Source organism: Sanguibacter inulinus, assembly GCF_013415325.1.
Lineage (GTDB): Bacteria > Actinomycetota > Actinomycetes > Actinomycetales > Cellulomonadaceae > Sanguibacter > Sanguibacter inulinus.
The window spans coordinates 1-24780 of the sequence record NZ_JACBYE010000029.1 but is presented as its reverse complement, the minus strand read 5'-3'; the positions used below and the strand labels follow the sequence as shown (position 1 = coordinate 24780).

Below are 24780 nucleotides of genomic sequence, written 5' to 3'. Positions count from 1 at the left end.
CGACCGACGCTCGTCAGGTGCTGTGGAGGCGGTGCGGTGCGCTCACGTACCCGGTCGCGGCACGGAACTCGACCAGCTCTTGGACTGCCGCAGCACGCTCTGCTCGAGGTAAGAGCTCGGGTGGGACCCAGCCGCTCACGTGCTTGCGCCACACCTGTCGCGCCTTCGCCCGAGGCCACGCGACGGTGCTCACGACTCCCAGGACGAGGTAGGCGGGCCACGCGCTCAGCGCAGACAGGACGACCTGCGTATCCCTCGACACGAGCGAGATGATGGAGAAGATCAGAGCCAGGATCACCATGTATCCCGCGTACCACCGGGCCCCGTGCAGGCGTCCCAAGAGATCGTCGATCATCCAGACTCTGTACTGGCCTGGGAGATCGCTCTCGAAGACCCTGTACCGCAGCCACGGCACCAGGGGCGGGTGCTCACGCAGGCGCAGCGACCAGCCGGCGCGGAGCACCGAGAGCCCATCCCGGAGCCTGACCACTCGTGCGTCTGGCCCCGCGAGGTCGAGCAGCGTCCCCACGAGGTCCTCGCCGTAGGCGTAGCGCCACCGGCGCGGATACGCCCGCAGCCACAGCCGCGCGGAGAGCTCGCGCCGCGACGCGCGACGGTCGACGTCAGCCATGTGCCTCACCACCAGCAGGACCAGCCTCGCCGTCGGCACGCAGCGCCGCCCGGTACTGGGCCAGCTCGACGTCCGCCTTCCAGCGCTCAGAGCGCGGACGAAGGTCACGCGGGAGCCAGGTGCTGATCTGACGCCGCCAGACTCGGCGCGGGGCCACGCGGGGCTGCAGCACCGCGAGCAGGACGACTGTCAGACCGAACATGATCGGGAGATCCCACGAGTCTGGGATCAGCACGGACCTGAGGGACGGTATGGCGGCACTGAGGATGAGGAAGAGTGCCGCCACGGTGACGAAGCCGACCGCTGCCATGCGCGCCGTGTAGAACCTGTCGAGCAGGTCGTCCATCACCCAGTACCGGTAACGGGCAGGCAACCTCATCTCGAAGAACCTGTACCCCAACCACGGCAGCAGCGGCGGGTGCTCCCGCCAGCGGAGTGACCACCCGGCTCTGACGACCGACACGCCGTCGCGCACCCGCACTGTCCGTGCGTCAGGCCCGGCGAGGTCGAGCAGCGTCCCCACGAGGTCCTCGCCGTAGTCGTAGCGCCACCGGCGCGGGTACGCCCGCAGCCACAGCCGGGCAGTCCGTTCAGCCGTCGTCATCCTGGAAGTCCCCCTGCCAGTCATGGTTCACGCACCCCCGAGCACCGGGCGGTTGAGCCCTCGGGGTCGGTCGAGCAGCCGCTGGGCGCGGGCCGCGAGGCGCGCGAGGTTCTCGGTCTCGGCCTGCGCGGCCTGCGCGCCGAGGTCGGTCGCGCGGTAGTACCTGCGCAACCGGCCGTCGACGATCTCTTCGCCGTCGGCGGCAACCATCCCGGCGGCGAGCAGCCTGTCGAGGTTGCCGTAGAGCGTCCCCGCGGCGAGCGTGACGTCACCCCCGGACAGCTCGGCCACCTGCTTGATGACCCCGTAGCCGTGCTGGCGCTCGTCGACGAGCGTGAGCAGGATGAGGTACGCCTGCTGCGTCATCCGGAACGGGGTCATGCCACGACGCTAGCGATCCCGATATATATCGTCAAGCGATACGTGGCGCCGAGCAGCTCAGACCTTCGCGTGCTTCGCGCGCCCGAAGGAGTACACCCCGTACGCGGCGAACCCGATCGCGACGAGCGTCAGCAGGACAGGACCGTAGGGCAGCCCGGCGAGCGCGTGGAGCGCGGAGTCGAGCCCTTCAGCCTGCTCCGGGTCGCTCTGCACGGCGGCGACGACGAGCAGCACACCGACGACGCCGAGCGCCGCGCCCTTGCCGATGTAGCCGATGCGTCCGGCCCGGCGGACCCAGCGGCTGGGGCTCGACTCGAGGTCCTCGAGGAACTTCTCCTTCCAACCCTTCACCACGTGGTAGACCCCGACAGCCACCACACCGAGGCCGACGACACCGACGAGGGCGCGGCCGGCACCCGACGACATGAGGCTGGAGGTCGCCCCACCCGAACCGCCGCTCGACCCGCTCGTGAGCACAGACACCGTGGTGAAGGCCAGCACTCCGTAGGTCACGGCCTTCGCGGCCGCCTTGATGCGGTCCTTCGCCTCGCCCCAGGCGACAGCCTCGGTGATCTGCCACAGCGCGAGGAGCACGAAGCCGACGAACAGCACCCACAGCAGCACCTGGCCGGCTCCGTCGCCGGCGAGCTTCTGCAGGGCACCCTCCTGGTCGGCCTGCTCGCCGCCCGAGGTCCACGCGAGCTGCACGGTCACCCAGGCGAGGAGCAGGTGCAGGACACCGCTCGCGCCGTAGCCGAGCCGTGCGCCCTTCTCGACGAGAGGGTGGTCCCCGGCGCGGGAGGCTGCACTCTGAACGTTTCCAGTCATGGGTCGAGACTGGCACCGGGTGACTCACAGCGCACGCCCAGCCGCGGCCGACGTGACGACCGCCACGTCGCTGCAGGCTCGTCGCAGGCGCCCGCCGGGACACCTCAGACGAGGCCCCACGTCACGTGACAGGGCCAGGCGTCGCTCGTGCGCAGCCCGCTCCGCCTGAGCGAGCCACGCACGTCAGCCCAGCTCCTAGAGCTCAGCCCCGGTCAGCCGCCTGTACGCGTCGAGGTACCGGTCACGGGTCGCCTCGACGACCTCGTCCGACAGCGCGGGCGGCGGGGTGCCCGCGTCCTTGTCCCACCCGGACTCTGCCGAGACGAGCCAGTCACGGATCGGCTGCTTGTCGAAGCTCGGCTGCGCCTGCCCGGGCACCCAGCGGTCTGCTGCCCAGAAGCGGGAGGAGTCCGGCGTGAGCACCTCGTCGCCGAGGATGATCTCGCCCGTCGCCGGGTCGACCCCGAACTCGAGCTTGGTGTCGGCCAGGATGATGCCGCGCTCTCGCGCGATGCTCTCGGCCCGCGCGTAGACGGCCAGGGTCAGGTCGCGAAGCCTGGTCGCGTCCTCCAGCCCGATGGTCGAGGCCACGACCTCGAAGCTGACGTTCTCGTCGTGCTCCCCGACCTCGGCCTTGGTGGCCGGCGTGAAGATGGGCTCGGGCAGCCGTGACCCGTCCACGAGGCCCTCGGGCAGCGGGACCTCGCACACCGACCGGCTCTGCCGGTACTCGACCAGCCCAGACCCTGTGAGGTACCCGCGGACGACGCACTCGACGGGGAACATCTCGAGACGGCGGCACACCATGGCGCGCCCCGCGACGGCGTCGGGGACCAGACCGTCACCGGGCATCGCCGACGCCTCGGTGCTCACCACGTGGTTCCCGACGATGTCGGTCAGCTGCTCGAACCACCACAGGCTCAGCTGCGTCAGGACGGTCCCCTTGTCGGGGATCCCGGGGCTGAGCACGGCGTCGTAGGCGCTCACGCGGTCCGATGCGACGACGAGGACGACGTCGCCGAGCGGGTGCACGCCGCCGTAGTGCGAGAGGTCGGGCTCGTAGAGGTCACGGACCTTGCCGGAGTAGACGTGCCGCCACCCCGAGAGCTCGAGGGGCGCGTCGCCCTGCGTCTGCGCGCTCATCGGGCGTCCGCCGCAGCCTGCTCGGCGATGTCCGTGCGGTGGTGCGAGCCGGGCAGCACGATGCGGTCGACACCCGAGTAGGCGAGCCGCCGCGCCTCGGAGAGGGTCTCGCCGACTCCCACGACGGAGAGCACACGCCCACCGGCGCTGCGCAGCACACCCTCGTCGTCGGTCGTCGTGCCGGCGTGCAGCACGTGCACGCCCGGGAGGTTCTCGGCCTCGCCGACACCTGTGACCGGACCGCCGGTCCGTGGGGCGGCCGGGTAGCCGTCCGAGGCCACCACCACGGTCACCGCGGCGTCGTCGCGCCAGCGGAGCTCCGGGAGGTCGGCGAGCCGACCCGTCGAGGCCGACAGCAGCAGCTCGGACAGCGGGGTCTCGAGGCGCGAGAGCACCACCTGGGTCTCCGGGTCGCCGAAGCGCGCGTTGAACTCGATGACGCGGGTGCCGCGGCTGGTGAGCGCGAGCCCGACGTAGAGGACCCCGACGAAGGGGATCCCGCGCGAGCGCATCTCGTCGACGGTCGGCTGCGCGATCGCCTCGACCACCTCGGCGGTCAGCCCCTCGGGCGCCCACGGGAGCGGGCTGTACGCGCCCATGCCGCCGGTGTTGGGGCCGGCGTCGCCGTCGAAAGCGCGCTTGAAGTCCTGCGCGGGGGCGAGCGGCACGACGGTCTGGCCGTCGCTGATGCAGAAGAGCGACACCTCGGGTCCGTCGAGGAACTCTTCGACGACGACGCGCGGGTCTCCCCCGCGGTCCGGGTTGGCGAAGCACTCCTGCGCGTGGCGCAGCGCCTCGAGCCGGTCGCTCGTCACCACGACACCCTTGCCAGCGGCGAGGCCGTCGTCCTTGACGACGAAGGGCGGACCGAAGTCGTCGAGGGCGTCACCCACCTGGTCGACCGTCGAGCAGACGTGAGCCTTCGCGGTCGGCACGTGGGCTGCGGCCATGACGTCCTTGGCGAAGGCCTTCGAGCCCTCGAGCCGCGCGGCGTCGGCGCTCGGGCCGAAGACCGGGGTCCCGGTCGCCCGGACGGTGTCGGCGACGCCGGCGACGAGCGGAGCCTCGGGTCCGACGACCACGAGGTCGGCGCCGATCTGCTGCGTCAGCTCGGCGACGGCGCGACCGTCGAGGGCGTCGACCTCGTGCAGCGTGGCGAGGGCGGCGATCCCCGGGTTCCCGGGCGCCGCGTGCAGCTCGTGCCGTCCCCCGGCGGGGGCCTCCTGCGCGAGCGAGTGGACGATGGCGTGCTCACGAGCACCGGACCCGACGACGAGAATCTTCACGAGACGGGAGTCTACTGACCGAGCCCGCAGACGACAGCGGGTGGGACCCGTCCTGAGACAGGTCCCACCCGTGCGGTGCCTGGCAGCCCTGGCAGCGAGATCGTGACTCCGGAGCGAGATCGATGCCCCGGGAGGCCGAGCTCGCTCCGAAGTCACGATCTCGGGGCTAGGAGCCCCGATCCAGCTGGGCCAGGCGGGGGCTGGAAGCAGACCTCAGTCGTCGATGAGGTCGTGGCGCTGGATGGTGGCCTCGCGGCCGGGGCCGACGCCGATCGAGGAGATCCGTGCGCCCGACATCGCCTCGAGGGCGAGGACGTAGGCCTTCGCGTTCTCGGGGAGCTCGTCGAAGGCGCGGACGCCGGAGATGTCCTCGGTCCAGCCGGGGAACTCTTCGTAGATCGGGGTCGCGTGGTGGAAGGCGCTCTGGTCTGTCGGCATCTCGTCGTGGCGGACACCGTCGACGTCGTACGCGACGCAGACCGGGATCTTCTCGATGCCGGTGAGCACGTCGAGCTTGGTCATGACGAGGTCCGTGAGGCCGTTGACGCGCGAGGCGTAGCGGGCGATCACGGCGTCGTACCAGCCGCAGCGACGGGCGCGACCAGTGGTCACGCCGACCTCGCCGCCGACGCGGGCGAGGAACTCGCCCCACTCGTCGAAGAGCTCGGTCGGGAAGGGCCCCTCGCCCACACGGGTCGTGTACGCCTTGATGACGCCGACCACGCGGTCGATCCGGGTCGGGCCGACGCCCGCACCCGTGATGACACCACCGGCGGTCGCGTTCGAGGACGTGACGAAGGGGTACGTGCCGTGGTCGATGTCGAGCATCGTCGCCTGGCCACCCTCGAAGAGGACTGTCTTGCCCTCGTCGAGAGCCGTGTTGAGCACGAGCGAGGTGTCGGCGACCATCAGGCGCAGGCGCTCGGCGTACTGCATGAGCTCTTCGACGGTCTCGTCGACGGTGATCGCGCGGCGGTTGTAGACCTTCACGAGCAGGTGGTTCTTCTGCTCGAGGGCGCCCTCGACCTTGGCGCGCAGGATCTTCTCGTCGAAGAGGTCCCACACGCGGATGCCGACGCGGTTGATCTTGTCGGAGTAGGTCGGGCCGATGCCGCGGCCGGTCGTGCCGATCTTCCGCTTGCCGAGGAAGCGCTCGGTGACCTTGTCCATGATGCGGTTGTACGGCGCGATGACGTGCGCGCTGCCCGAGACGAGCAGGCGGGAGACGTCGACGCCGCGCGCGATGAGCGCGTCGAGCTCTTGGTAGAGGACCTCGATGTCGATGACGACACCGTTGCCGATGACGGGGGTGACGCCTGGTGAGAGGATCCCGGAGGGCAGCAGGTGCAGGGCGTACTTGTCACCGTTGATGACCACGGTGTGCCCGGCGTTGTTCCCGCCGTTGAACTTCACGACGTAGTCGACCCGAGAGCCGAGCTGGTCCGTCGCCTTGCCCTTGCCTTCGTCGCCCCACTGGGCACCGACGACGATCACGGCTGGCATGGAATCCCCACCTTCAACCTGCCTGTCTGTGGCAGCCGCAGCGGCTCGACTTCGCGCTGGTGCTCAGGACTCTCGGGCGGCAGTGACCCGATCTCCCCGGCGAGTTTACCGTCCGGAACCCCCGGACGCACGGGTCGTCCCACGACTGCAGGCCCGCGGTGAGACGAGACCGCCGGCCGCCTCTCCTCGAGGACGGCCGGCGGACGTCGCGCGGGCGGGGCGGCACGGTGCTGTCGGTGCAGTGCGACCCGGCGCTGTCAGGGCACCGGGCGCAGGCAGGTCAGCCAAGCAGAGGCGCGTCCCTCAGCACGGCTGGCCCATCCGTCAGCGCAGCGCGGCGACGGCGTCGGCCGAGACCCCGGAGTCGACGAGGAAGGTCTGGCAGCGTGCTGCCTCGTCGTCCTCGCCGATCGCGGCAGCTGCCTCCGCGAGCGCGAGCAGCGCCCGCAGGAATCCCTGGTTCGGCGCGTGCGTGACGGGGATCGGGCCCTGGCCGCGCCAGCCTGCGCGGCGCAGGGAGTCGAGGCCGCGGTGGTAGCCGGTGCGGGCGAAGGCGTAGGCGGTGACGTCGTCCCCGCGGTCGAGCGCGGCCTCAGCGAGGAGCGCCCAGGCGTAGGAGGAGGACGGGACGTCCCGCGCGACGTCCTGCGCGCTGCGTCCGCCGTCGATCTCGGCGCGTGCCGCGACGTCGGGGTGGTCGGCGCCGAGCAGCGTGGGTGCCGGGCCGAGGAGGTTCGAGGACGGGTCGAGGGGTGCGTGGCTCATGGGTCCCATTGTGCCCCGGCGGAGGCGTCAGGGCGCCGGTCGCTGTGGCCCCTGTGGACAGAACCGCACAGGGCCTCGACGGAGCCGTTGCCGAGTCGTGACCGGACCAGGGTGCGACCCTGGGAGGGCGTCGATAGAGTCGGGCCTCATGATCGAGATCGCAACATCCCCGGCGACCACCACGCTCGTGATCGCCGGCGACCTCGACCTCGCCGAACGTGACCAGTTCCCCGAGATCGCCGCGCGTGTGGTCGGTCTGCGGCGTCAGCTGCTGGTCATCGACATGTGCCGGGTGACCTTCATGGACTCCACGGGCGCGGCCTTCCTCATCTCGCTCGCCGACTCCGGCCGCAAGCGTGGTGGTGCGACGGTGCTGCGCGGCTGCGACGACCGCGACCTCTTCGTGCTCGAGGTCTGCGGCGCGCTCGAGCTGTTCCGCATCGACCCAGACCACTCCTGCGCCCCCGAGACCCCGGCCACGGGCGTCCCTGTCGTCGAGCACCGCTGACGCGCGAGCCCCGCTCGCGCCGCACCCACGCTCGCCCGGCTCCTCCGTGAGCGTCGCGTCGCCGCAGGCCCGCGCCCTGCGCCCACCGCCAGGGTGAAGCTCACCCGGTGTGGAGCACTCCCCATGTCCTCGACGCGCGCCGAGCCTCTAGGGTCTCCATGATGAACGAGCAGGGACGCGCAGCAGCGACGTCCACCAGGCACGGACGCAGGAACCAGACGATGGAGAGCACGTGGCACAGCTACGCATGACCGGGCACAGGGTGCTGGTCGCAGACCTCAGGGGCGAGACCATCCGAGCCGTCACAGGCTCGATGGTCGCCTACGAGGGGGACGTGACCTTCAAGAACGCCGGCATGGGCGGGGGTGACGGCTTCAAGGCCGCGTTCAAGCGCAAGATGACGGGCGAGTCGTTGTCCTTCATGGAGGTGACGGGCCACGGCAGCGTGCACTTCGCGGTCGACGCCCAGCACATCACGCTGGTGCAGCTCGAGAACGACACGATGAGCGTCGAGGCCTCCCAGCTGCTCGCGATCGACGGCCAGGTCCGCATGGACGTGAAGTTCTCGGGCCTGCGCGGTGCGACGTCGGGCCAGGGCTTGTTCACCACGACCGTGTCGGGCACGGGCACGATCGCGCTGCTGTCCGCGGGTGGTCCGCTCATCGCTCTCGGGGTCACCCCGCAGACCCCGCTGGTCGCCGACCCCGACGCCTTCGTCGCGTTCCAGGGCCAGCTCAACCAGAGCTTCGTCACCGACGTGACGTGGCGGTCCGCCGTCGGCGGCGGCAGCGGCGAGGCGTTCTCGTTGCGCTTCGACGGCCACGGCGTCGTCTACATCCAGCCCGAGGAGCGGTAGAGATGGTCATGGAGATCGAGAACGGCAAGGTCCTCAAGACGACGATCACCCCCGGTGCTCAGCTCACGGCCCGCAAGGGCAGCATGCTGTACTACCGCGGCGACGTGCGCTTCGTCCCGCACTCGATGGGCGGTGGCGGCGCCATGCCCGGCTTCGGTGCGATGGCCGGCGCGGCCGGCCGCATGATGCAGGGTGAGCACGTCGCCCTGATGACGGTCGAGGGTCAGGGCGAGTCGTACTTCGGGCACGACGGCCTGTACATCGACATCGTCCAGCTCGACGGCGCCAACCAGCTGACCGTCGAGGCGAGCCGGCTGCTCGCCTACGAGGGCTACCTGCAGACGGCGATCGTCCCGCTCACGCAGCAGGGCGGCATGCGCGGCGCGGTCCGCGGCGCCGTGACAGGGCAGGGCATGTTCACCACGCAGCTCAGCGGCCAGGGCTCGGTCGCGGTCCTCTCGCACGGCGGGACCTTCTCGCTCGAGGTCGGCCCCGGTCACCCCGAGGTCGTCGTCGACCCGCAGGCCTACGTCGGCCACCGCGGCCCGATCACCGTGGACCTCACGGCCAAGGTCGGCTTCCGCGACGTGGTCGGCAAGGGGTCCGGCGAGGCCACGCAGCTGAAGTTCACCGGCCAGGGCACCGTGTGGGTCCAGGCGTCCGAGCAGAAGTTCTGAGCAGGAGACACGACATGAGCATCCAGATCCTCGACCCGTCGACCCTGCCGACGAACGACAACCTGCCGGGCAACTCCTACGCCTTCTGCGTCGACCTCGACGGCACGCCGTGGTTCACGTCCAAGGGCGCGATGATCGCGTACTACGGCACCGTCCAGTTCGAGCCGCTGAGCCGGACGAGCGTGACAGGCATGGTCGCCTCGCAGTTCTCCTCGCCGCTCTACGCCGACGACTGGGTGATCGCCCAGGGCCGCGGCAAGCTGATCCTCGGCGACCGCGGCTTCGACATCAACTCCTTCGACCTCGACGAGGGCAACCTGACGATCCGCGCCTCGAGCCTGCTGGCCTTCGAGCCTGGGCTGAGCCTCAAGCAGTCGATCGTCCCCGGCTTCCTCACGCTGCTCGGCACGGGCAAGTTCCTCGCCTCCTCGAACGGCCCCGTGATGTTCGCGGAGCCACCGCTGCGCGTCGACCCGCAGGCCCTCGTCGGGTGGGCTGACACCCCGGCGCCCTCGCACCACTTCGACGCCGAGTGGATGAGCTCGTTCCTCAGCGCCGCGGCAGGGTTCTTCGGCATGGACTCGGGCGAGGAGCGCCAGTTCGACTTCACAGGGACCGGCACGGTGCTCATCCAGTCGAGCGAGAAGGTCCTCGACGACACGCACATGTTCCGCCACGTGGAGTCGCAGACCGCGAGCCTGAGCCAGGTGAGCCTGCAGCAGCTGCACAGGTCGATCGGCGCACGCCTGCAGCAGTGACACCGGCGGTGCCGGCCTGGGGTACGCCCCCGGCCGGCGCCGCCCTCAGGCGCACGCACACGCTTCACCGTCCTCCGGCGCACGCACACACCGCACCAGCCTCGACGGCCTACCTGCCCGGCGGCCCATCCGCCCGGCGGACGACCTGCTCTCGGACGAGACGCGCTCAGGTGGTCTGAGTGGTCTGCGTGGTCTGCGTGGTCTGCGGCCGCCGCACGGGGACAGGTCGCACCTTCGCCCACACGAGCTTGCCCGTGCCGCTCGGGCGCCAGCCCCAGTCGGCGAGCCGCTCGACGATCTGCATGCCGTAGCCCCCGAGCCTGTTGGCGTGGCCGTCGGTCGTCACGGGCGGCGACGGGTTGGAGTCCTCGACCTCGATGCGCAGACCGTCGCCGGTGTCGAACAGGCGCAGCGCGATGTGCCCCCAGCCGTGCAGGACGCCGTTGGCGACGAGCTCGGAGACGACCAGCTCGGCGCTCGAGACGTCAGCGAGCTCCCACGCCTGGCAGGTGCGCAGCACGGCGTGCCGGGCCCGCCCGATCGACGCGGGCTCGCTCGGCAGCAGCCATCGGCGCGACCGCGGGCTGACAGCGGGCGCGAGGGCGTCACGCTCAGGGTCGGGGACCCGGACCACGACGACGGCCACGTCGTCCTCGGCAGCCTCGGCCAGCCGGGCGAGGAGGTCTTCGCCGATGCCCGCAGCGTCGGTCGCGGTGATGCTCGAGGCCACCTCGGTCAGCGCCGCCAGGCCCGCCCGCAGCGGTCGGTCGCGGCGCTCGATGAGCCCGTCCGTGTAGAAGAGCAGGGTGTCGCCCGGCTCGAGCGTGGTCGCCGCCGTCGACCTGGCGCGGGAGCCGAAGCCGACGAGCGCACCCGCCGCACCGTCGAGGGGCGTGACGGCACCCCGCCGCACCAGCAGCGGCGGGAGGTGCCCGGCCCGGGTGTACTCGAGCCGCCAGCGCAGGGGGCGCTCACCGTCTGTCCGCTCTCGCCCGTCGCGCGCTGTCAGCGCACCGGTCGTCCGGCGCAGCGTCGCGTAGACGAGGCTGGCCGAGCGCTGCACGCGCATCCCTGCCACGAGGTGGTCGACCCGCTCGAGGACAGGTCCCGGGGTCGCGAGCTCGAAGGCGTAGGAGCGGACCACCGAGCGCAGCTGCCCCATGGTCGCCGCAGCCTCGATGTCGTGACCCGCGACGTCGCCGATCACGAGGCCCACGACCTCGTCGTCGATCTGCACGATGTCGTACCAGTCGCCGCCGATCTGCGCGTCGTCCGACGTCGGCGCGTAGTACGTCCAGACGTCGAGACCGGTGACCTCGACCTGCTCGGGGAGCATGGACCGCTGGAGCGTCTCGGCGAGCTGGTGCTCGCGGGTGTGCAGCCGGAGGGTGTCGATCCCGACGGCGACCCTGTCGACGAGAGCCCTCACGAGCTTCGCCGACGTGGCCGGCTCGATGCTGTCGACCGCCGGCAGCGAGACGAAGAGCCCGAGGACCGACCGTCGCCCCGGGATCCCTACGACGCGCGCCACAGGCACGAGCGGACCGTCACCGTCGGCCTCGGTCAGCCCTGCACGCTCGCGCACCTGCTCCGCGACGTAGGCGGCGTCGCTCCCGGCCGGGTAGCCGGTCGACAGCGGGAAGTCGAGAGGGCCGTCGACGAAGCCCTCGACGAGCTCGCGCAGCGGGTCGATGAAGGTGGTCGGCCCTGTCGGTGCCGCCGCCGACTCCCCCTCCACCTGCGCGTCGCCGAGCGCGTCGGTCGCAGGCTGTCCCCGCCGAGGGCGCGAGAGCACGGCGGCCGGGACCCCCTCGGAGTACCGGAGCCCGTTCTCGTCGAGGAAGAACCCGCCCCACGCGACGACCCCACGGCTGTAGGCCGCCGAGATGTCTCGCAGGACGAAGGGGTACTCCATGTCGTTGAGGAGCCTCGACACGCCGCTGACGACCTCGAGCACGATCTCTGCGGTGCCGAGACGACGAGAGGTCTGGGCACGGCTCGCGACGTCGCGCACCTGACCCGACACGTCACTGAGCAGCACGAGCCAGGCCTCGACGGCGCCGTCCTCGTCACGCACCTGGGAGAGCGTGTACTCGCACCAGATCTGACCGCCGTCGGCGCGGACGTTGAGCATCCGCCAGGTCACCGGTGTCCCTGCCGCCGTCGGCGACATCGCCGCGTGCAGGGCCTCGACGTCGAGCGGGGTCCCGCCCTCGGCCTCCAGGACGCTCAGCGGCAGCCCGACCACAGCCGCCGGGTCGTGGCCGGTGAGCCTCTCGAAGGAGGCGTTGGCCCAGAGGATGGTGGGGACGTCGACGCTCGGGTCGAGCAGCGCTGCTGCGACCCCTGCGTGCTCGAGCGCACGGTCGCGCAGGCCCGCGACGACGCCCGTGGCGTGGTCTGGCGCGCCCCTCTGCGCACCGTGACGTGGCGTCGCGGAATCCACTCGTACCCCTCCAGGTCCTCGGTGAGGACAGCATAGAGGGTGGGACTCGAGCGACGGCGGACCCTCACCGGCGGCCGGCGACGGCACGCAGACTTCCTCCGCACTGCCCTCATGAGGGGCCAGATCGCACGCAACTAGTCATCGAGGCGCTCTCAGGTCACAATGGTCACCTGTCGAAGGGAGCATCGTGGGCGAAGCCAACACCCCGCACGCTGCCGGTTCCACCGGACCGGCGGCATCGCCAGGACGCGACGACGTCGCGCTGGCGAGCACGAACGAGATCGAGCCTGGGTCCGTGCACGTCATCGTGGACGAGACCCACGCGCGCGTGGTCCTCTCGGGAGAGATCGACGCCGACCTGTCGGCCGACCTCCAGCAGGCGACCGAAGACGTCCGCGAGTCCGGCCTGCCGGTCGACGTCGACGTGCACCACGTGACCTTCATGGACTCCTCGGGCGTCGCGTTCCTCGCGCGCCTCACCTCTGTGACACCCGGCCGGGTCCGGCTGCACAACGTCCCGCCGACCGTGAAGTTCTTGCTCGAGGTGACCAGCATCGGGACGATGCTCGACATCGTCGAGGACGAGACGACCTCTGCGGAGCCGGCCGAAGGCTGAGCCTGAGGGACGGCCTCTGCAACCTGCGGGTGCCGAGAGCAGCGGGCGCCCACAGCAGCCGCAGCATGATGAAGAAGGGCCCCGGTGGATGTCCACCGGGGCCCTTCTCACGTGCGGTCAGCCAGGTCAGCCGATCGACTGGCCCGCCGAGCGGAGCTGCTGGGCAGCCTCGACGATGCGCTGAGCCATGCCGGCCTCAGCAGCCTTGCCCCAGGCGCGCGGGTCGTAGGCCTTCTTGTTGCCCACCTCGCCGTCGACCTTGAGGACGCCGTCGTAGTTGCGGAAGAAGTGGTCCGCGACAGGACGCGAGTACGCGTACTGGGTGTCGGTGTCGACGTTCATCTTGATGACGCCGTTGTCGACAGCCTCGGAGATCTCCTCGGCGGTCGAGCCGGAGCCACCGTGGAAGACGAGGTCGAAGGGGTTCTCCTTGCCGATGACCGAGCCGACACCCTCCTGGATCTCCTTGAGGAGCGACGGGCGCAGCTTGACGGCACCGGGCTTGTAGACGCCGTGCACGTTGCCGAAGGTGAGGGCCGTGAGGTAGCGGCCCTTCTCGCCGGTGCCGAGGGCACGGACGGTCGCGAGGCCGTCTTCGACGGTCGTGTAGAGCTTCTCGTTGATCTCGGCCTCGTGGCCGTCTTCCTCGCCACCGACGACGCCGACCTCGATCTCGAGGATCGTGCGGGCCGCGACGGAGAGCTCGAGGAGCTCCTCGGCGATGATGAGGTTCTCCTCGAGCGGCACGGTCGAGCCGTCCCACATGTGCGACTGGAACGTGGGGAGCTTGCCGGCCTTGACCTGCTCGGCCTCGAGGGCGAGGAGCGGGCGGACCCAGGAGTCGAGGTTCTGCTTGGCGCAGTGGTCAGTGTGGATCGCGACGGTGATGCCGTAGCCCTTGGCGACCTCGTGCGCGTAGGCGGCGAGGGCGAGCGAGCCCGCGACGCGGTCCTTGACGGTCGAGCCGGAGGCGTACTCGGCGCCGCCGACCGACACCTGGATGATGCCGTCGCTCTCTGCCTCAGCGAAGCCCTGGAGGGCCGCGGTGACGGTCGAGGACGACGTGATGTTCACGGCCGGGTAGGCGAACTTGCCTGCCTTCGCGCGGTCGATCATCTCGGCGTAGACCTCGGGGGTTGCGATGGCCATCGATAGCTCCTGTGAGAGAGGGGGGATTCTGAACGACTTTCGTGCCAAGTCTGTCACGAAACCGGGGGTGCGTGCCTGGGCCGTTCGGCCTGTGGTCGCGGGGGTCCCAGCGGGGCTGGAGGACCGGGCCCGCTCAGACCACGGCGTGCTGCTGGACCCAGGCGTGCATCGCGACCGCGGCAGCCGCCCCGGCGTTGATCGAGCGCGTGGAGCCGAACTGCGTGATGTGCAAGATGTCCACGCTCGCCGCCCGCGCCTCGGGCGTGAGCCCGGTGCTCTCCTGGCCGAAGAGCATGACGCACCGCTCGGGGATCGCGTACCGCTCGATCGGGACGGAGCCGGGCACGTTGTCGATCCCGACCACGGGCAGGTCCTCGCTGCGGGCCCACGCGAGGAAGCTCTCGACGTCGGGGTGGTGGCGCACGTGCTGGTAGCGGTCGGTGACCATCGCACCCCGGCGGTTCCACCGGCGGCGCCCGACGATGTGCACCTCCGCGGCCCCGAAGGCGTTCGCCGTGCGGACCACCGACCCGATGTTGAGGTCGTGCCCCCAGTTCTCGATCGCCACGTGCAGCGGGTGGCGCCGGGTGTCGAGCTCGGCCACGACGGCCTCGACGGTCCAGTAGCGGAACTCGTCGACGACGTTACGGCGGTCGCCCTCGGCGAGCAGCTCGGGGTCGTACCGGGGGTCGAGCCCGCCGTCGGCGGTGCGCGGCCAGGTCTCCGGCCCGCCGGGCCACGGTCCGACCCCGATCTCGTGCTCGGCGACGGCCTGCGGCTCAGCCGCGCCGTCCGACGCCGCACCGGTCACGGGCGGACCTCGACCTGCAGCGCAGCCGCAGCAGCGCGAGCGCGCGCCCTGGCCTCCGCCACGTCAGCCCCGCGGGCGAGCGTGACAGCGACACGACGACGCCCCGAGACGCTGGGCTTGCCGAAGACGCGCACCTGGGCCGTGGGCACGGCAAGAGCCTCGGCGAGCCCTCCGACGACAGGCACACCCTCCCCCTCGGCGAGCACCGCGCACGAGGCCGCGGCCCTCTCGGTAGGGCCACCGGTTCGCAGGACGTCCCCGACAGGCAGCCCGAGGACCGCGCGGGCGTGCAGGGCGAACTCGCTGAGGTCTTGCGAGACGAGGGTGACCAGACCTGTGTCGTGGGGCCTCGGGGACACCTCGGAGAACACCACCTCGTCACCGACCACGAAGAGCTCGACCCCGAAGACCCCGTAGCCGCCGAGGTCGTCGGTCACCGCGCGTGCGACGGCCTGGGCCCGTTCGAGGACGACCGCGGGGACGTCCTGCCCCTGCCAGGACTCGCGGTAGTCGCCGTCGACCTGGGTGTGGCCCACAGGCTCGAGGAAGGTGGTGCCGGCGACGTGGCGGACCGTGAGCAGCGTCAGCTCGTAGTCGAAGTCGACGAAGCCCTCGACGATCACGCGGGCGGCAGCCCCCTCGACGCCCGTCGCCCGACCACCGGTCTGCGCGTAGGCCCAGGCGGCGTCGACGTCGTCGGCCGTGCGGATGACGGACTGCCCCTTGCCCGACGAGCTCATCACCGGCTTGACGACGCACGGCAGCCCGAGCGTCTGCGTCGCGTCACGGAGGTCGTCGAGCGTGTCGACGAACCTGTAGGGCGAGGTGGGCAGCCCCAAGGCCTCTGCCGCGAGCCGCCTGATGCCCTCGCGGTCCATCGTCAGCCGCGTCGCGCGGGCCGTCGGGACCACGACCGTGCCGGCTGCCTCGACCTCGAGCAGCACCTCGGTCGCGATGGCCTCGATCTCCGGGATCACCACGTGCGGGCGGACCTCGGCGACGAGGTCGCGGAGCGCCTGGGGGTCGAGCATGTCGACGACCCTGCTGCTGTGCGCGACCTGCATCGCCGGGGCACCGGCGTAACGGTCGGCCGCGACGACCTCGACCCCGAGGCGCGCCAGCTCGATCGCGACCTCCTTGCCGAGCTCACCCGACCCGAGGAGCAGGACCCGGGTGGCGTCGGGGTGCCCGGCCGGGGCGATGCTCGGGGCGGAGCGCCCGCCGGGAGCCTGCTGCTCTGTCGGGGCCGTGAGGGGCTGAGCGGACTGCGGGCTCGGCGAGGACTGCGGGGACAGCGGGCTCTGCGGTGTCTGAGGTGTCGACATGCCGCCTATCTTGTCGCACCCGGTGCGACGGGTCGCGCCCGCACCGGTGACGACGACACCCTGACGACGACACCTCTGCGCGCCTGCCACCCAGCAGCACGATGTGACCATCGCGTGCGGGTCTGCGGCAGCCAGACCTCTCGAGAGGTCCACCCCGTACTCTGGTTCCCGTGATCTCAGCAGACATCCTCGCGTCCGCCGGCGAGCAGGTCGTGGCCCTCGGCCCCGACTGGCTCAACGCCGACAGCCTCATCGCCTCCTTCGGGGGCTATGCCCTCGTCGGGATCTGCCTGGTGATCTTCGTCGAGACCGGGCTCTTGTTCCCGTTCCTCCCCGGCGACTCTCTGCTGTTCACGGCAGGCATGCTCGTGGCGCAGGAGCAGCTCGACTTCCCGCTGTGGCTGCTCTGCATCATGCTGTTCCTCGCTGCCTTCGCCGGTGACCAGTGCTCGTACCTCATCGGCCGGAAGGTCGGGCCGAAGATCTTCAACAAGCCCGACTCGAGGTTCTTCAAGCAGTCGTACATCGAGCAGACGAACGCGTTCTTCGACAAGTACGGCGGCCGCGCGCTGATCCTCGCGCGCTTCGCGCCCTTCGTGCGCACCTACGCCCCCGTCGCCGCAGGCGTCGGCCGGATGCCGTACCGCCACTTCGTCAGCTACAACGTCATCGGCGCCTTCCTGTGGGGCGTCGGGATCACGGTCCTCGGGTACTTCCTCGGGCAGATCAGCTTTGTGCACGACAACATCGAGCTCATCCTCGTGGCCATCGTCTTCGTGTCGGTCCTGCCGATAGTCGTCGAGCTCGGCCGTGGGTGGCTGGGCAACCGCAAGGCCGCCGCGGCTGCTGCGGCGACGGGCCCGGCGACGGCTCCTGACGGCCTCACCGCTGCGGCCGCCGAGCCGACCGCAGACCCCGCTGCGCGGCCCTTCGCCAGCCCGGTGATCGACCCCGTCGCAGGCTCTGTCACCGACCCCGCCGCAGACGCAGCAGCAGGTCCCAGCAGCGGGGTCGTACGATCTGAGGCAGCAGCCTCCGACGTCGTCGAGGGCGCACCCCACGACGACAAGGACCGCTGATGACCCGCACCATCGAGTCCTGGCTGACCGACATGGACGGGGTCCTGGTCCACGAGGGCCACGCGATCCCCGGCGCCGCGGAGTTCATCAAGACCCTGCGCGACAAAGAACGTCCGTTCCTCATCCTCACCAACAACTCGATCTTCACGGCGCGCGACCTCCGTGCACGTCTGTACGCGTCGGGCATCGACGTGCCCGAGACGGCGATCTGGACCTCTGCGCTCGCGACGGCGCAGTTCTTGTCCGACCAGATCCCTGGCGGCAGCGCGTACGCGATCGGCGAGGCCGGGCTGACGACGGCCCTCTACGAGGCCGGCTACACGCTCACCGAGTCCGACCCCGACTACGTGGTCCTCGGCGAGACCCGCACGTACTCCTTCGAGGCGATCACCAAGGCCGTCAGGCTGATCCTCGGCGGGGCGCGCTTCATCTGCACGAACCCCGACGCGACGGGCCCGAGTGCCGAGGGTCCGCTGCCTGCGACAGGTGCTGTCGCCGCGATGATCACCCGCGCCACGGGGCGCGAGCCGTACTTCGTCGGCAAGCCGAACCCGATGATGTTCCGCTCGGCCCTCAACCGGATCGACGCGCACTCGGAGTCGACAGCGATGGTCGGCGACCGCATGGACACGGACGTCGTCGCCGGGATCGAGGCCGGCCTGCACACCTTCCTCGTGCTGACGGGGTCGACCTCGGTCAAGGACGTCGACAGGTACCCGTTCCGCCCGAGCACAGTCGTGGACTCCGTCGCGAACCTCATCGAGAGGGTCTGACCGCCCAGAGTCCAGAACGACGAAGACCCGCCACCGACGACCGTCGGTGGCGGGCCTGCCTCGTGACGGGCCTGCCCCGGCTGGTGGTGAGCCCTGGGCGGCACTGCCCTGGACGCCAGAGGGGCCCGGTCCGCGCTGCTGCGCGTCCCGGGCCCCTGGTCGTCAGCGACGACAGGTCCTGCTCATGGTGAGTGCTCGGCCGCTCAGGCCTCGGCTCAGCCGACCGTCCGTCGGCGGCGTGCGAGGCCGACGGCCCCGACACCCACGGTGAGGGCGAGGAGCGCGGCGAGGGCGGCCGAGACCGACCCGTCGGCTCCGGTGGTGGCGAGCGACCCGGCACCGTTGGCGCCGGACGAGGCGTCGCAGTCGACCTCGGAGCCCAGCGGGAAGCTGAAGCTCACGGGGTCCATGGCGTCACCGGCGACGTAGAAGCCGCCGAAGGCGCTCGCACCGGCCGAGGTGAGCGTCGCGCTCACGCCAGACCACGAGACCGTGCTGCCGGTGGTCGACTTCTTCCCCGCGAGGCCGAGGGACGCGATGGTCACGCCCTTCTGCTCGGAGGCGGTGCCGTTCATGTCCGTCGACGAGACATCGGCGACGAGCGAGCCCGTCGAGGCGCTGCTCACCTGGACGCGGACGTTGGAGATGGTCAGGTCGAGGATCCCGCCGTGACCGGAGAAGTTCACCGACCCGGGGAAGGCGACGCGTCCCTGGTTCACCTCGGTGTTGAACTTGCCGCTGCCGCCGCCCCAGCCGAAGCTGCTGCCGCTGCTGGTCACGCCGGAGGGCGTGATGGAGCCCTTGGCGATCGGACCGGTGATGTAGGTGCGGAAGGACTCCTTGACGCCCCAGCTGAGCGTCGCGCCCGAGACCGAGCGGGCGACGCACTGCTGCGCGGCCGTCGGGACGACAGGCGCCTCGACGGTGATCTGCACCTGCGACCTCACACCCGAGGGCGACTCGAGCGAGAGCGTGTGGACGCCCGGTGCGAGGTTCTTCGGGAGGGTGACGGTCGCCGTGGCGGCACCCGAGGCGTCGGCCGTGATGCCCGACGCGAGCAGCTGGCGCTCGGAGTAGACCGCGGCCTCGATGTTCTCGGTGCCGGAGCCGAAGCCCTGACCCGTGAAGGTGACCTCGCCGCCGGGGACGACGGTCGTGACGCTGGCGATCGCGTTGGCGTAGGTGCCGGGAGCGAGCGGGGTGACGACCACGGGAGTGCCGGGGTCGGTGCCGGGCCCGGTACCAGGGTTCTGCCCACCGGGGGTGCTGCCGACGTCCGAGCCGACGGTGAAGGTCACCGGGTCGATGGCGGCACCGGCCGGGTAGAAGTCGGAGAAGGCCGTGGCGCCGGCTGCGGTCAGTGTCGCCTGGGCGTCGGTCCAGGTGGTCGCTCCGCCCGCAGTGGTGGGCGTCGGGAGCGTGAGGGTCGCGAAGTCGACGGCCTGGAGGTCGAGGACCTCGCCGCTGATCTTCTTGCCCTTCGCGTCGACGACCAGGACACCCGACGTCGGGCCGGTGACCCGGACCGTGGGGTTGCTCAGCGTGAGCTCGAGCGCACCAGCGTGGCCCGTGAAGAGCACAGCACCCGCGTAGCTCGCGGACCCTGTCGTCCCGGCGAGTGCCGACGACGACTGCGGGAAGACGTAGCGCGAGCCGTCAGCCGTGGCCGGCGCGAGGACCGAGATGCCGCCCTTGGCGATCGGGCCGGTGATGTAGCTGCGGAAGGACTCCTTGACGCCCCAGCTGAGCGAGCCCAGGACGACCGGGGTCTCCGGCGTGGTCGGCACCTCGGGGTCGGTCGGCACCGTGGGGACCTCAGGGTCCGTCGGGTCTGTGGGGACCTCGGGGTCGGTCGGCACCTCAGGGTCCGTCGGAGCGGTCGCGAGGGTGACGGGTGCGTAGAGCTCCTGGTCGGCGTTGGTCGTGCCACCGGCCGCGTAGGTGTAGACACCGAGGTTGCCCGACTCGGGCCACCCGGTCGCCTTCTCCTTGACCGTCAGCGTCGTGGTGAAGGTCCCGTCCGGGGCGATCACCGCACGCTGCCCGGCGATGGCCGGCTGGTAGGCCGGGTTGACCAGCGCGAAAGCAGCATCGCTCAGCGCCCACTTCTGGTCGCCAGCCACCCGCGTGCTCGACGCAGCACCAGCAGAGGGCTTCCACGTGTCGGCGAACTTGCCGAACACCACGTAGGTCCCCGCAGGGTTGCCCGCCGAGATCGGCGGACGCGCACCCGCAGGAGCCAGGTTCCCAGCCGGGTCGAAGCCCGAACCCTTGACCACGATCGTGTCGCCCAGCTTCACCGACGACGACGCGAGCGGCGTCGTGCCGTCAGCAGCGAACAGGCTCACAGCAGGCTCGAAGACCGGAGCAGGAGGGGCGAGGGTGACGGGTGCGTAGAGCTCCTGCTCAGCGTTGGTCGTGCCACCGGCTGCGTAGGTGTAGACACCGAGGTTGCCCGACTCGGGCCACCCGGTCGCCTTCTCCTTGACCGTCAGCGTCGTGGTGAACGTCCCGTCCGGCGCGATCACCGCACGCTGACCGGCGATGGCCGGCTGGTAGGCCGGGTTGACCAGCGCGAAGGCAGCATCGCTCAGCGCCCACTTCTGGTCACCCGCGACACGCGTGCTCGACGCAGCACCAGCAGAGGGCTTCCACGTGTCGGCGAACTTGCCGAACACCACGTAGGTCCCCGCGGGGTTGCCCGCCGAGATCGGCGGACGCGCACCCGCAGGAGCGAGGTTCCCAGCCGGGTCGAAGCCCGAACCCTTCACCACGATCGTGTCACCGAGCTTGACCGACGACGACGCGAGCGGCGTCGTGCCGTCAGCAGCGAACAGGCTCACCGCAGGCTCGAAGGTCGCGACCGGAGGGTCGGTCGGCTCGGGCGTGGGCTCGGTGGTCGGCTCCGGGCTCGGCTCTTCGGTGGGCTCGGGCGAGGGCTCAGGCGTCGTCGGCTCAGGGTCTGGCGTCGTCGGCTCGGGCTCCGGCTCGGCCGGAGCCTCCGTGACGACCGAGAAGGTCACGGGGTCGAGCGCGCTGCCGGCAGCATAGAACCCGGCGAAGGCCTGCGCGCCAGCCGCGGTCAGGGCCGCCGGTGCGGAAACCCACGTCGAGACGTCACCGTCGACCTGCGGAGCAGGGAGTGCGAGCGTGGCCAGCTCGACATCCAGCAGCTCATAGGCCCCACCTGTGTCGAAGCTCTTGCCCCGGGCGTCAGCGACGAGGACACCGGCGGTCGGGGAGTCGACCCGGACCCGGAGGTTCTCGAAGGTCGTGTCGAGGGCTCCGTCGTGCCCTGTGAAGTTCACCGATCCGGCGAAGGTGGTCAGTCCTGTCGAGCCGTCGAAGGTCGTCGCCGTCTGGGCGAAGCCGTAGCTGGTGCCGTTGTTCGTCGCCCCTCCGCCCACAGTCACGGAGCCCTTGGCGATGGGACTGGCGATGTACGAGCGGAAGCTCTCCTTGACCCCCCACGAGAGGGTGCCGGCGGCGGGATCTGCCTGGGCCGGCGCGAGGACGCCGACGAGAGACAGCCCGGCGGTGAGCGCGAGCGCTGTCAGGGTGGCGAGTACGCGTCTGACGCGCTGCTCGAGGACGGTGGGCACCGTGGAGCCTCCTGGGGTCGGCGCCTCGCGGCGCGGGGGTACCGGCAAGGTCGCTCGACAGCGACGTGTGCACCCGTGTGGTCCGCACCTTATAAGGAGAGCCTTACCAAAGCAAGCAGAGGCATGCCTAAGTCAAAGGTCCCGGACGCCACCCCTCACCAGGGGCGACGCCGACGAGTGCCGACAAGTGCGGTCGCAAGAGAGAGCGGTACCGGACAGCACGACCCTCGCAGAGATATGAAAAACTCTCAAGCACTGTCAGATACCTTGAAGATGACGAAACGTCATCATTTGACCCGTCGCGGCGCGGGGCAGATGGTCCAGGTCCACGAGCGGCCGGGGTCGGCTCGGCTCGGCTCGGCTCGGCTCGGCTCGGCTCGGCTCGGCTCGGCTCGGCTCGGCTCGGCTCGGCTCGGCTCGGCTCGGCTCGGTGAGTGTGATCGGCTAGGCCAGGCTGCGCCCCTCAGCGCACGGCGCGGCCCGCGGTCGCGTCCGCCCTAGGCGAGACCGAGGTCAGCCAGACCGAAGAGCGAGTGGTAGGGCACCCCGAGCGCCTCGATCTTCTCGCGGGCGCCCGTCGCGCGGTCGACGATCGTCGCCACGCCGACGACCTCGGCCCCCGCTGCACGAGCCGCCTCGATCGCGGCGATGGGCGAGCCGCCCGTCGTGGTCGTGTCCTCGACGACGACCACACGACGGCCGCTGATGTCCGGTCCCTCGATCTGGCGCTGCATGCCGTGGGCCTTCGCGGCCTTGCGGACGACGAAGGCGTCGAGGTCGAGCCCGCGCGACGCCGCGGCGTGCAGCAGGGCTGTCGCGATCGGGTCGGCCCCGAGCGTGAGCCCGCCGACGGCGTCGACCTCGGACGTGCCGAGCCCGGCCTCTTCGAGGGCGTCGAGCATCACGTGCCCGATGAGCGGCGCGGCGCGGTGGTGCAGCGTCACCCGGCGGAGGTCGACGTAGTAGTCAGCCTCCTTGCCTGAGGACAGCGTGACCTTGCCGTGCACGACCGCGAGGGACGTGATGAGGTCGCGGAGCTGCTCGCGGGGGGTGGGGGCGCTGAAAGAGTCGGTGGTCGTCACGCCCGCCACCCTATCGCCAGCCCCAGACCCGGTCGCTCAGCCCGTGCAGCCGAGCACCTCCGGGGGCCGGGGGCCGGTGATCAGGGCACCAAGGAGGCGAGATCGATCCTTCGGAGCGAGATCGTGCCGCAGGAGGGTCGATCTCGCTCCGAAGGATCGATCTCGACGGCTGGGGTGCCTAGGTGGTCGACGGACGCCGGGCCGGGCCGGGTCGGGCTGCCGCAGCGTCAGCTGGGGCTCCCGGGTCCGCTCAGCGGCCCTCGGCGGCTCGGACGACCGACCGTGGTGCGAGGCGGAGCAGGCCCGCAGCCACCCGGTACCTGATCGACGGCGTCGAGATCACGGCCCCGCGCCGCACGTCGCGCAGCGCGGCGCTCACCACGGCGCCGGCGTCGAGCCAGGCGACCTCCGGGAAGGCCGAGTAGTCGAGCTGGGCGCGCTCGTGGAACTCGGTCCGCGTGAGCCCAGGGCACAGCGCCGTCGCCGTGACGCCGGTCCCGCGCAGGTCGACCGCGAGCCCCTCGGTGAAGGTCCGCACCCACGCCTTGTGCGCCGAGTAGGTGCCGGAGGCCGTGAGCGCCGCGACGGACGAGACGTTGAGGATGGCCCCGCGGCCGCGCGAGCGCATGGACCCTGCCGCGGCCTGCGACAGGACGAGCACAGCACGGACCATGACGTCGAGCGACGCCTCCTGGGCAGCGACGTCCCCGCCGACGAAGGAGTCGTGGACCGCGTACCCCGCGTTGTTGACGAGCAGGCTGACCGGGCTGGTGGTGCTGCGCAGCCGCTCGGCGACCACCTCGGTCTGGTCCCGGTCGGAGAGGTCGGCCCCGAGGACCTCGACACTCACCCCGGCAGCCGACCGGATCTGGTGCGCGAGCGTCTCGAGGCGGTCGGTGTCGCGGGCGACGAGGACGAGGTCGTGGTGCCCTGTCGCGAGCTGCCAGGCGAACTCGACGCCGAGACCGGCGCTCGCGCCGGTGATGAGTGCAGTAGCCATGAGCGCCAGCCTACCGAGGGTGCCCCGAGGGCGTCGCGACCGCCGACCCCGCTCGAGCAGCTCGCCCCTTGCCCCTGTGTCGGCCCAGACGGCTAGCCTGGACCTCATGCGCCTCGCCACCTGGAACATCAACTCGATCCGCGCCCGCGTCGACCGTGCGGTCGCCTTCTTGGAGCGCAGCGGCACCGACGTGCTCGCGCTCCAGGAGACCAAGTGCAAGGACACGCAGTTCCCCTTCGCGGCCTTCGAGGCCGCCGGCTACGAGGTGGCGCACTTCGGCCTCTCGCAGTGGAACGGCGTCGCGATCATCAGCCGGGTGGGGCTCGAGGACGTCTCGCTCGGCTTCCCGGACCAGCCGCAGTTCGGCGAGGAGCCCGTGGTCGAGGCCCGTGCGATCGGCGCGACCTGCGGCGGCGTCCGCGTGTGGAGCCTGTACGTGCCGCACGGTCGGGCGCTCGACAACCCGCACTACGCCTACAAGCTCGACTGGTTGTCGACGCTGCGATCGCACGCTGCGGGCTGGGTCGAGGCAGACCCTGCGGCGAAGATCGCGCTCGTGGGCGACTGGAACGTCGCCCCGCGCGACACCGACGTGTGGGACATGGCGGTCTTCGAGGGTCAGACCCACGTGAGCCAGCCCGAGCGCGACGCCTTCGGGGCCTTCGAGACCGCGGGCTTCACCGAGGTGAGCCGCGAGTTCGTCCCCGAAGACCGCAAGTACACGTACTGGGACTACCAGCAGCTGCGGTTCCCCAAGAACCAGGGCCTGCGGATCGACTTCGCCTACACCTCCCCCGCGCTGACCTCTGCGGTCACCGCTGTCGAGATCGACCGTGACGAGCGCAAGGGCAAGGGCGCGTCCGACCACGTCCCGGTGATCGTCGACATCGCGGACTAGCGCGACCGGGACGAGGGGCGGGGTGCGAGCGCGCACCCCGCCCCTCGTCGTCTCGTCCG

23 protein-coding genes are annotated in these 24780 nt (G+C 71.0%); 8 read left to right on the top strand and 15 right to left on the bottom strand.

Going from position 1 to position 24780, the window contains the following annotated elements:
• Window positions 1–13: 13 nt before the first annotated feature.
• The 8 genes from HZZ10_RS12045 to HZZ10_RS12010 form a co-directional block, all read right to left on the bottom strand.
• A complete protein-coding gene (locus tag HZZ10_RS12045; RefSeq protein ID WP_179913695.1) occupies window positions 14–631 on the bottom strand; it encodes a hypothetical protein in 618 nt (205 codons plus the stop codon).
• Window positions 624–1235 (bottom strand): hypothetical protein, encoded by a 612-nt coding sequence (locus tag HZZ10_RS12040; protein ID WP_179913694.1) that lies wholly within the window; start codon window positions 1233–1235, stop codon window positions 624–626. Before HZZ10_RS12040 ends, HZZ10_RS12045 begins: the two co-directional genes overlap by 8 nt.
• A 27-nt stretch (window positions 1236–1262) precedes the next feature.
• Window positions 1263–1616: a PadR family transcriptional regulator gene (locus HZZ10_RS12035; RefSeq protein WP_228087506.1), complete on the bottom strand. Its 354-nt coding sequence runs from the start codon at window positions 1614–1616 to the stop codon at window positions 1263–1265.
• A gap of 57 nt (window positions 1617–1673) precedes the next feature.
• Window positions 1674–2444 (bottom strand): DUF1206 domain-containing protein, encoded by a 771-nt coding sequence (locus HZZ10_RS12030; protein ID WP_179913693.1) that lies wholly within the window; start codon window positions 2442–2444, stop codon window positions 1674–1676.
• Between the two features lie 195 nt (window positions 2445–2639).
• A complete protein-coding gene (locus tag HZZ10_RS12025) occupies window positions 2640–3587 on the bottom strand; it encodes a phosphoribosylaminoimidazolesuccinocarboxamide synthase (RefSeq protein ID WP_179913692.1) in 948 nt (315 codons plus the stop codon).
• The gene (gene purD / locus HZZ10_RS12020; protein WP_179913691.1) at window positions 3584–4873 is read right to left on the bottom strand and encodes a phosphoribosylamine--glycine ligase; all 1290 of its coding nucleotides are present in this window, start codon (window positions 4871–4873) and stop codon (window positions 3584–3586) included. Before purD ends, HZZ10_RS12025 begins: the two co-directional genes overlap by 4 nt.
• Window positions 4874–5086: 213 nt before the next feature.
• Window positions 5087–6376, bottom strand: a complete 1290-nt coding sequence (locus HZZ10_RS12015) for an adenylosuccinate synthase (protein WP_179913690.1) — start codon at window positions 6374–6376, stop codon at window positions 5087–5089.
• A gap of 324 nt (window positions 6377–6700) precedes the next feature.
• A complete protein-coding gene (locus HZZ10_RS12010) occupies window positions 6701–7141 on the bottom strand; it encodes a DUF3151 domain-containing protein (protein ID WP_056127289.1) in 441 nt (146 codons plus the stop codon).
• 148 nt (window positions 7142–7289) lie between these two features.
• Between HZZ10_RS12010 and HZZ10_RS12005 the strand changes: the two genes are divergently transcribed.
• From HZZ10_RS12005 to HZZ10_RS11990, 4 genes are all read left to right on the top strand, one after another.
• On the top strand, window positions 7290–7649 hold the full coding sequence (locus tag HZZ10_RS12005; protein ID WP_056127286.1) for an STAS domain-containing protein: 360 nt from the start codon (window positions 7290–7292) through the stop codon (window positions 7647–7649).
• A 232-nt stretch (window positions 7650–7881) separates the two neighbouring features.
• A complete protein-coding gene (locus HZZ10_RS12000; RefSeq protein WP_235533785.1) occupies window positions 7882–8505 on the top strand; it encodes an AIM24 family protein in 624 nt (207 codons plus the stop codon).
• Window positions 8506–8507: 2 nt separating this feature from the next.
• On the top strand, window positions 8508–9182 hold the full coding sequence (locus HZZ10_RS11995) for an AIM24 family protein (protein ID WP_056127282.1): 675 nt from the start codon (window positions 8508–8510) through the stop codon (window positions 9180–9182).
• A 14-nt stretch (window positions 9183–9196) separates the two neighbouring features.
• Window positions 9197–9940 (top strand): AIM24 family protein, encoded by a 744-nt coding sequence (locus HZZ10_RS11990; RefSeq protein ID WP_056127279.1) that lies wholly within the window; start codon window positions 9197–9199, stop codon window positions 9938–9940.
• A 166-nt stretch (window positions 9941–10106) separates the two neighbouring features.
• Here HZZ10_RS11990 and HZZ10_RS11985 read toward each other — a convergent pair whose 3' ends face one another.
• A complete protein-coding gene (locus HZZ10_RS11985) occupies window positions 10107–12386 on the bottom strand; it encodes a SpoIIE family protein phosphatase (protein ID WP_308507568.1) in 2280 nt (759 codons plus the stop codon).
• A 187-nt stretch (window positions 12387–12573) separates the two neighbouring features.
• Here HZZ10_RS11985 and HZZ10_RS11980 point away from each other — a divergent pair, with 187 nt between their 5' ends.
• Window positions 12574–13002 (top strand): STAS domain-containing protein, encoded by a 429-nt coding sequence (locus tag HZZ10_RS11980; RefSeq protein WP_308507567.1) that lies wholly within the window; start codon window positions 12574–12576, stop codon window positions 13000–13002.
• Between the two features lie 126 nt (window positions 13003–13128).
• On the opposite strand, the gene fbaA is transcribed toward HZZ10_RS11980, so the two are convergent.
• From fbaA to purT, 3 genes are all read right to left on the bottom strand, one after another.
• On the bottom strand, window positions 13129–14151 hold the full coding sequence (fbaA, locus tag HZZ10_RS11975; RefSeq protein ID WP_056127275.1) for a class II fructose-bisphosphate aldolase: 1023 nt from the start codon (window positions 14149–14151) through the stop codon (window positions 13129–13131).
• Window positions 14152–14284: 133 nt separating this feature from the next.
• A complete protein-coding gene (locus tag HZZ10_RS11970) occupies window positions 14285–14962 on the bottom strand; it encodes a TrmH family RNA methyltransferase (RefSeq protein WP_056127272.1) in 678 nt (225 codons plus the stop codon).
• Window positions 14959–16287 (bottom strand): formate-dependent phosphoribosylglycinamide formyltransferase, encoded by a 1329-nt coding sequence (gene purT, locus HZZ10_RS11965; protein ID WP_082543692.1) that lies wholly within the window; start codon window positions 16285–16287, stop codon window positions 14959–14961. The genes HZZ10_RS11970 and purT overlap by 4 nt, the downstream gene beginning before the upstream one ends.
• Window positions 16288–16457: 170 nt before the next feature.
• On the opposite strand from purT, the gene HZZ10_RS11960 reads away from it, so the two are divergent.
• Both HZZ10_RS11960 and HZZ10_RS11955 read left to right on the top strand, forming a co-directional pair.
• On the top strand, window positions 16458–17366 hold the full coding sequence (locus tag HZZ10_RS11960; RefSeq protein ID WP_179913688.1) for a VTT domain-containing protein: 909 nt from the start codon (window positions 16458–16460) through the stop codon (window positions 17364–17366).
• Entirely contained in the window at window positions 17366–18139 is a 774-nt protein-coding gene (locus HZZ10_RS11955) for an HAD-IIA family hydrolase (protein ID WP_056127267.1), read from the top strand. The genes HZZ10_RS11960 and HZZ10_RS11955 overlap by 1 nt, the downstream gene beginning before the upstream one ends.
• A 215-nt stretch (window positions 18140–18354) precedes the next feature.
• Here the strand turns inward: HZZ10_RS11955 and HZZ10_RS11950 are convergent, their stop codons facing one another.
• The 3 genes from HZZ10_RS11950 to HZZ10_RS11940 all read right to left on the bottom strand — a co-directional run bounded on the left by HZZ10_RS11950 (window position 18355) and on the right by HZZ10_RS11940 (window position 23823).
• Window positions 18355–21741, bottom strand: coding sequence for an HtaA domain-containing protein (locus HZZ10_RS11950; RefSeq protein ID WP_179913687.1), 3387 nt, complete (start codon window positions 21739–21741; stop codon window positions 18355–18357).
• Window positions 21742–22238: 497 nt separating this feature from the next.
• Window positions 22239–22832, bottom strand: coding sequence for an orotate phosphoribosyltransferase (pyrE, locus tag HZZ10_RS11945; RefSeq protein WP_056127256.1), 594 nt, complete (start codon window positions 22830–22832; stop codon window positions 22239–22241).
• Between the two features lie 241 nt (window positions 22833–23073).
• A complete protein-coding gene (locus HZZ10_RS11940; RefSeq protein ID WP_056127252.1) occupies window positions 23074–23823 on the bottom strand; it encodes an SDR family NAD(P)-dependent oxidoreductase in 750 nt (249 codons plus the stop codon).
• 106 nt (window positions 23824–23929) lie between these two features.
• On the opposite strand from HZZ10_RS11940, the gene HZZ10_RS11935 reads away from it, so the two are divergent.
• On the top strand, window positions 23930–24721 hold the full coding sequence (locus HZZ10_RS11935) for an exodeoxyribonuclease III (protein ID WP_179913686.1): 792 nt from the start codon (window positions 23930–23932) through the stop codon (window positions 24719–24721).
• Window positions 24722–24780 lie beyond the last annotated feature (59 nt).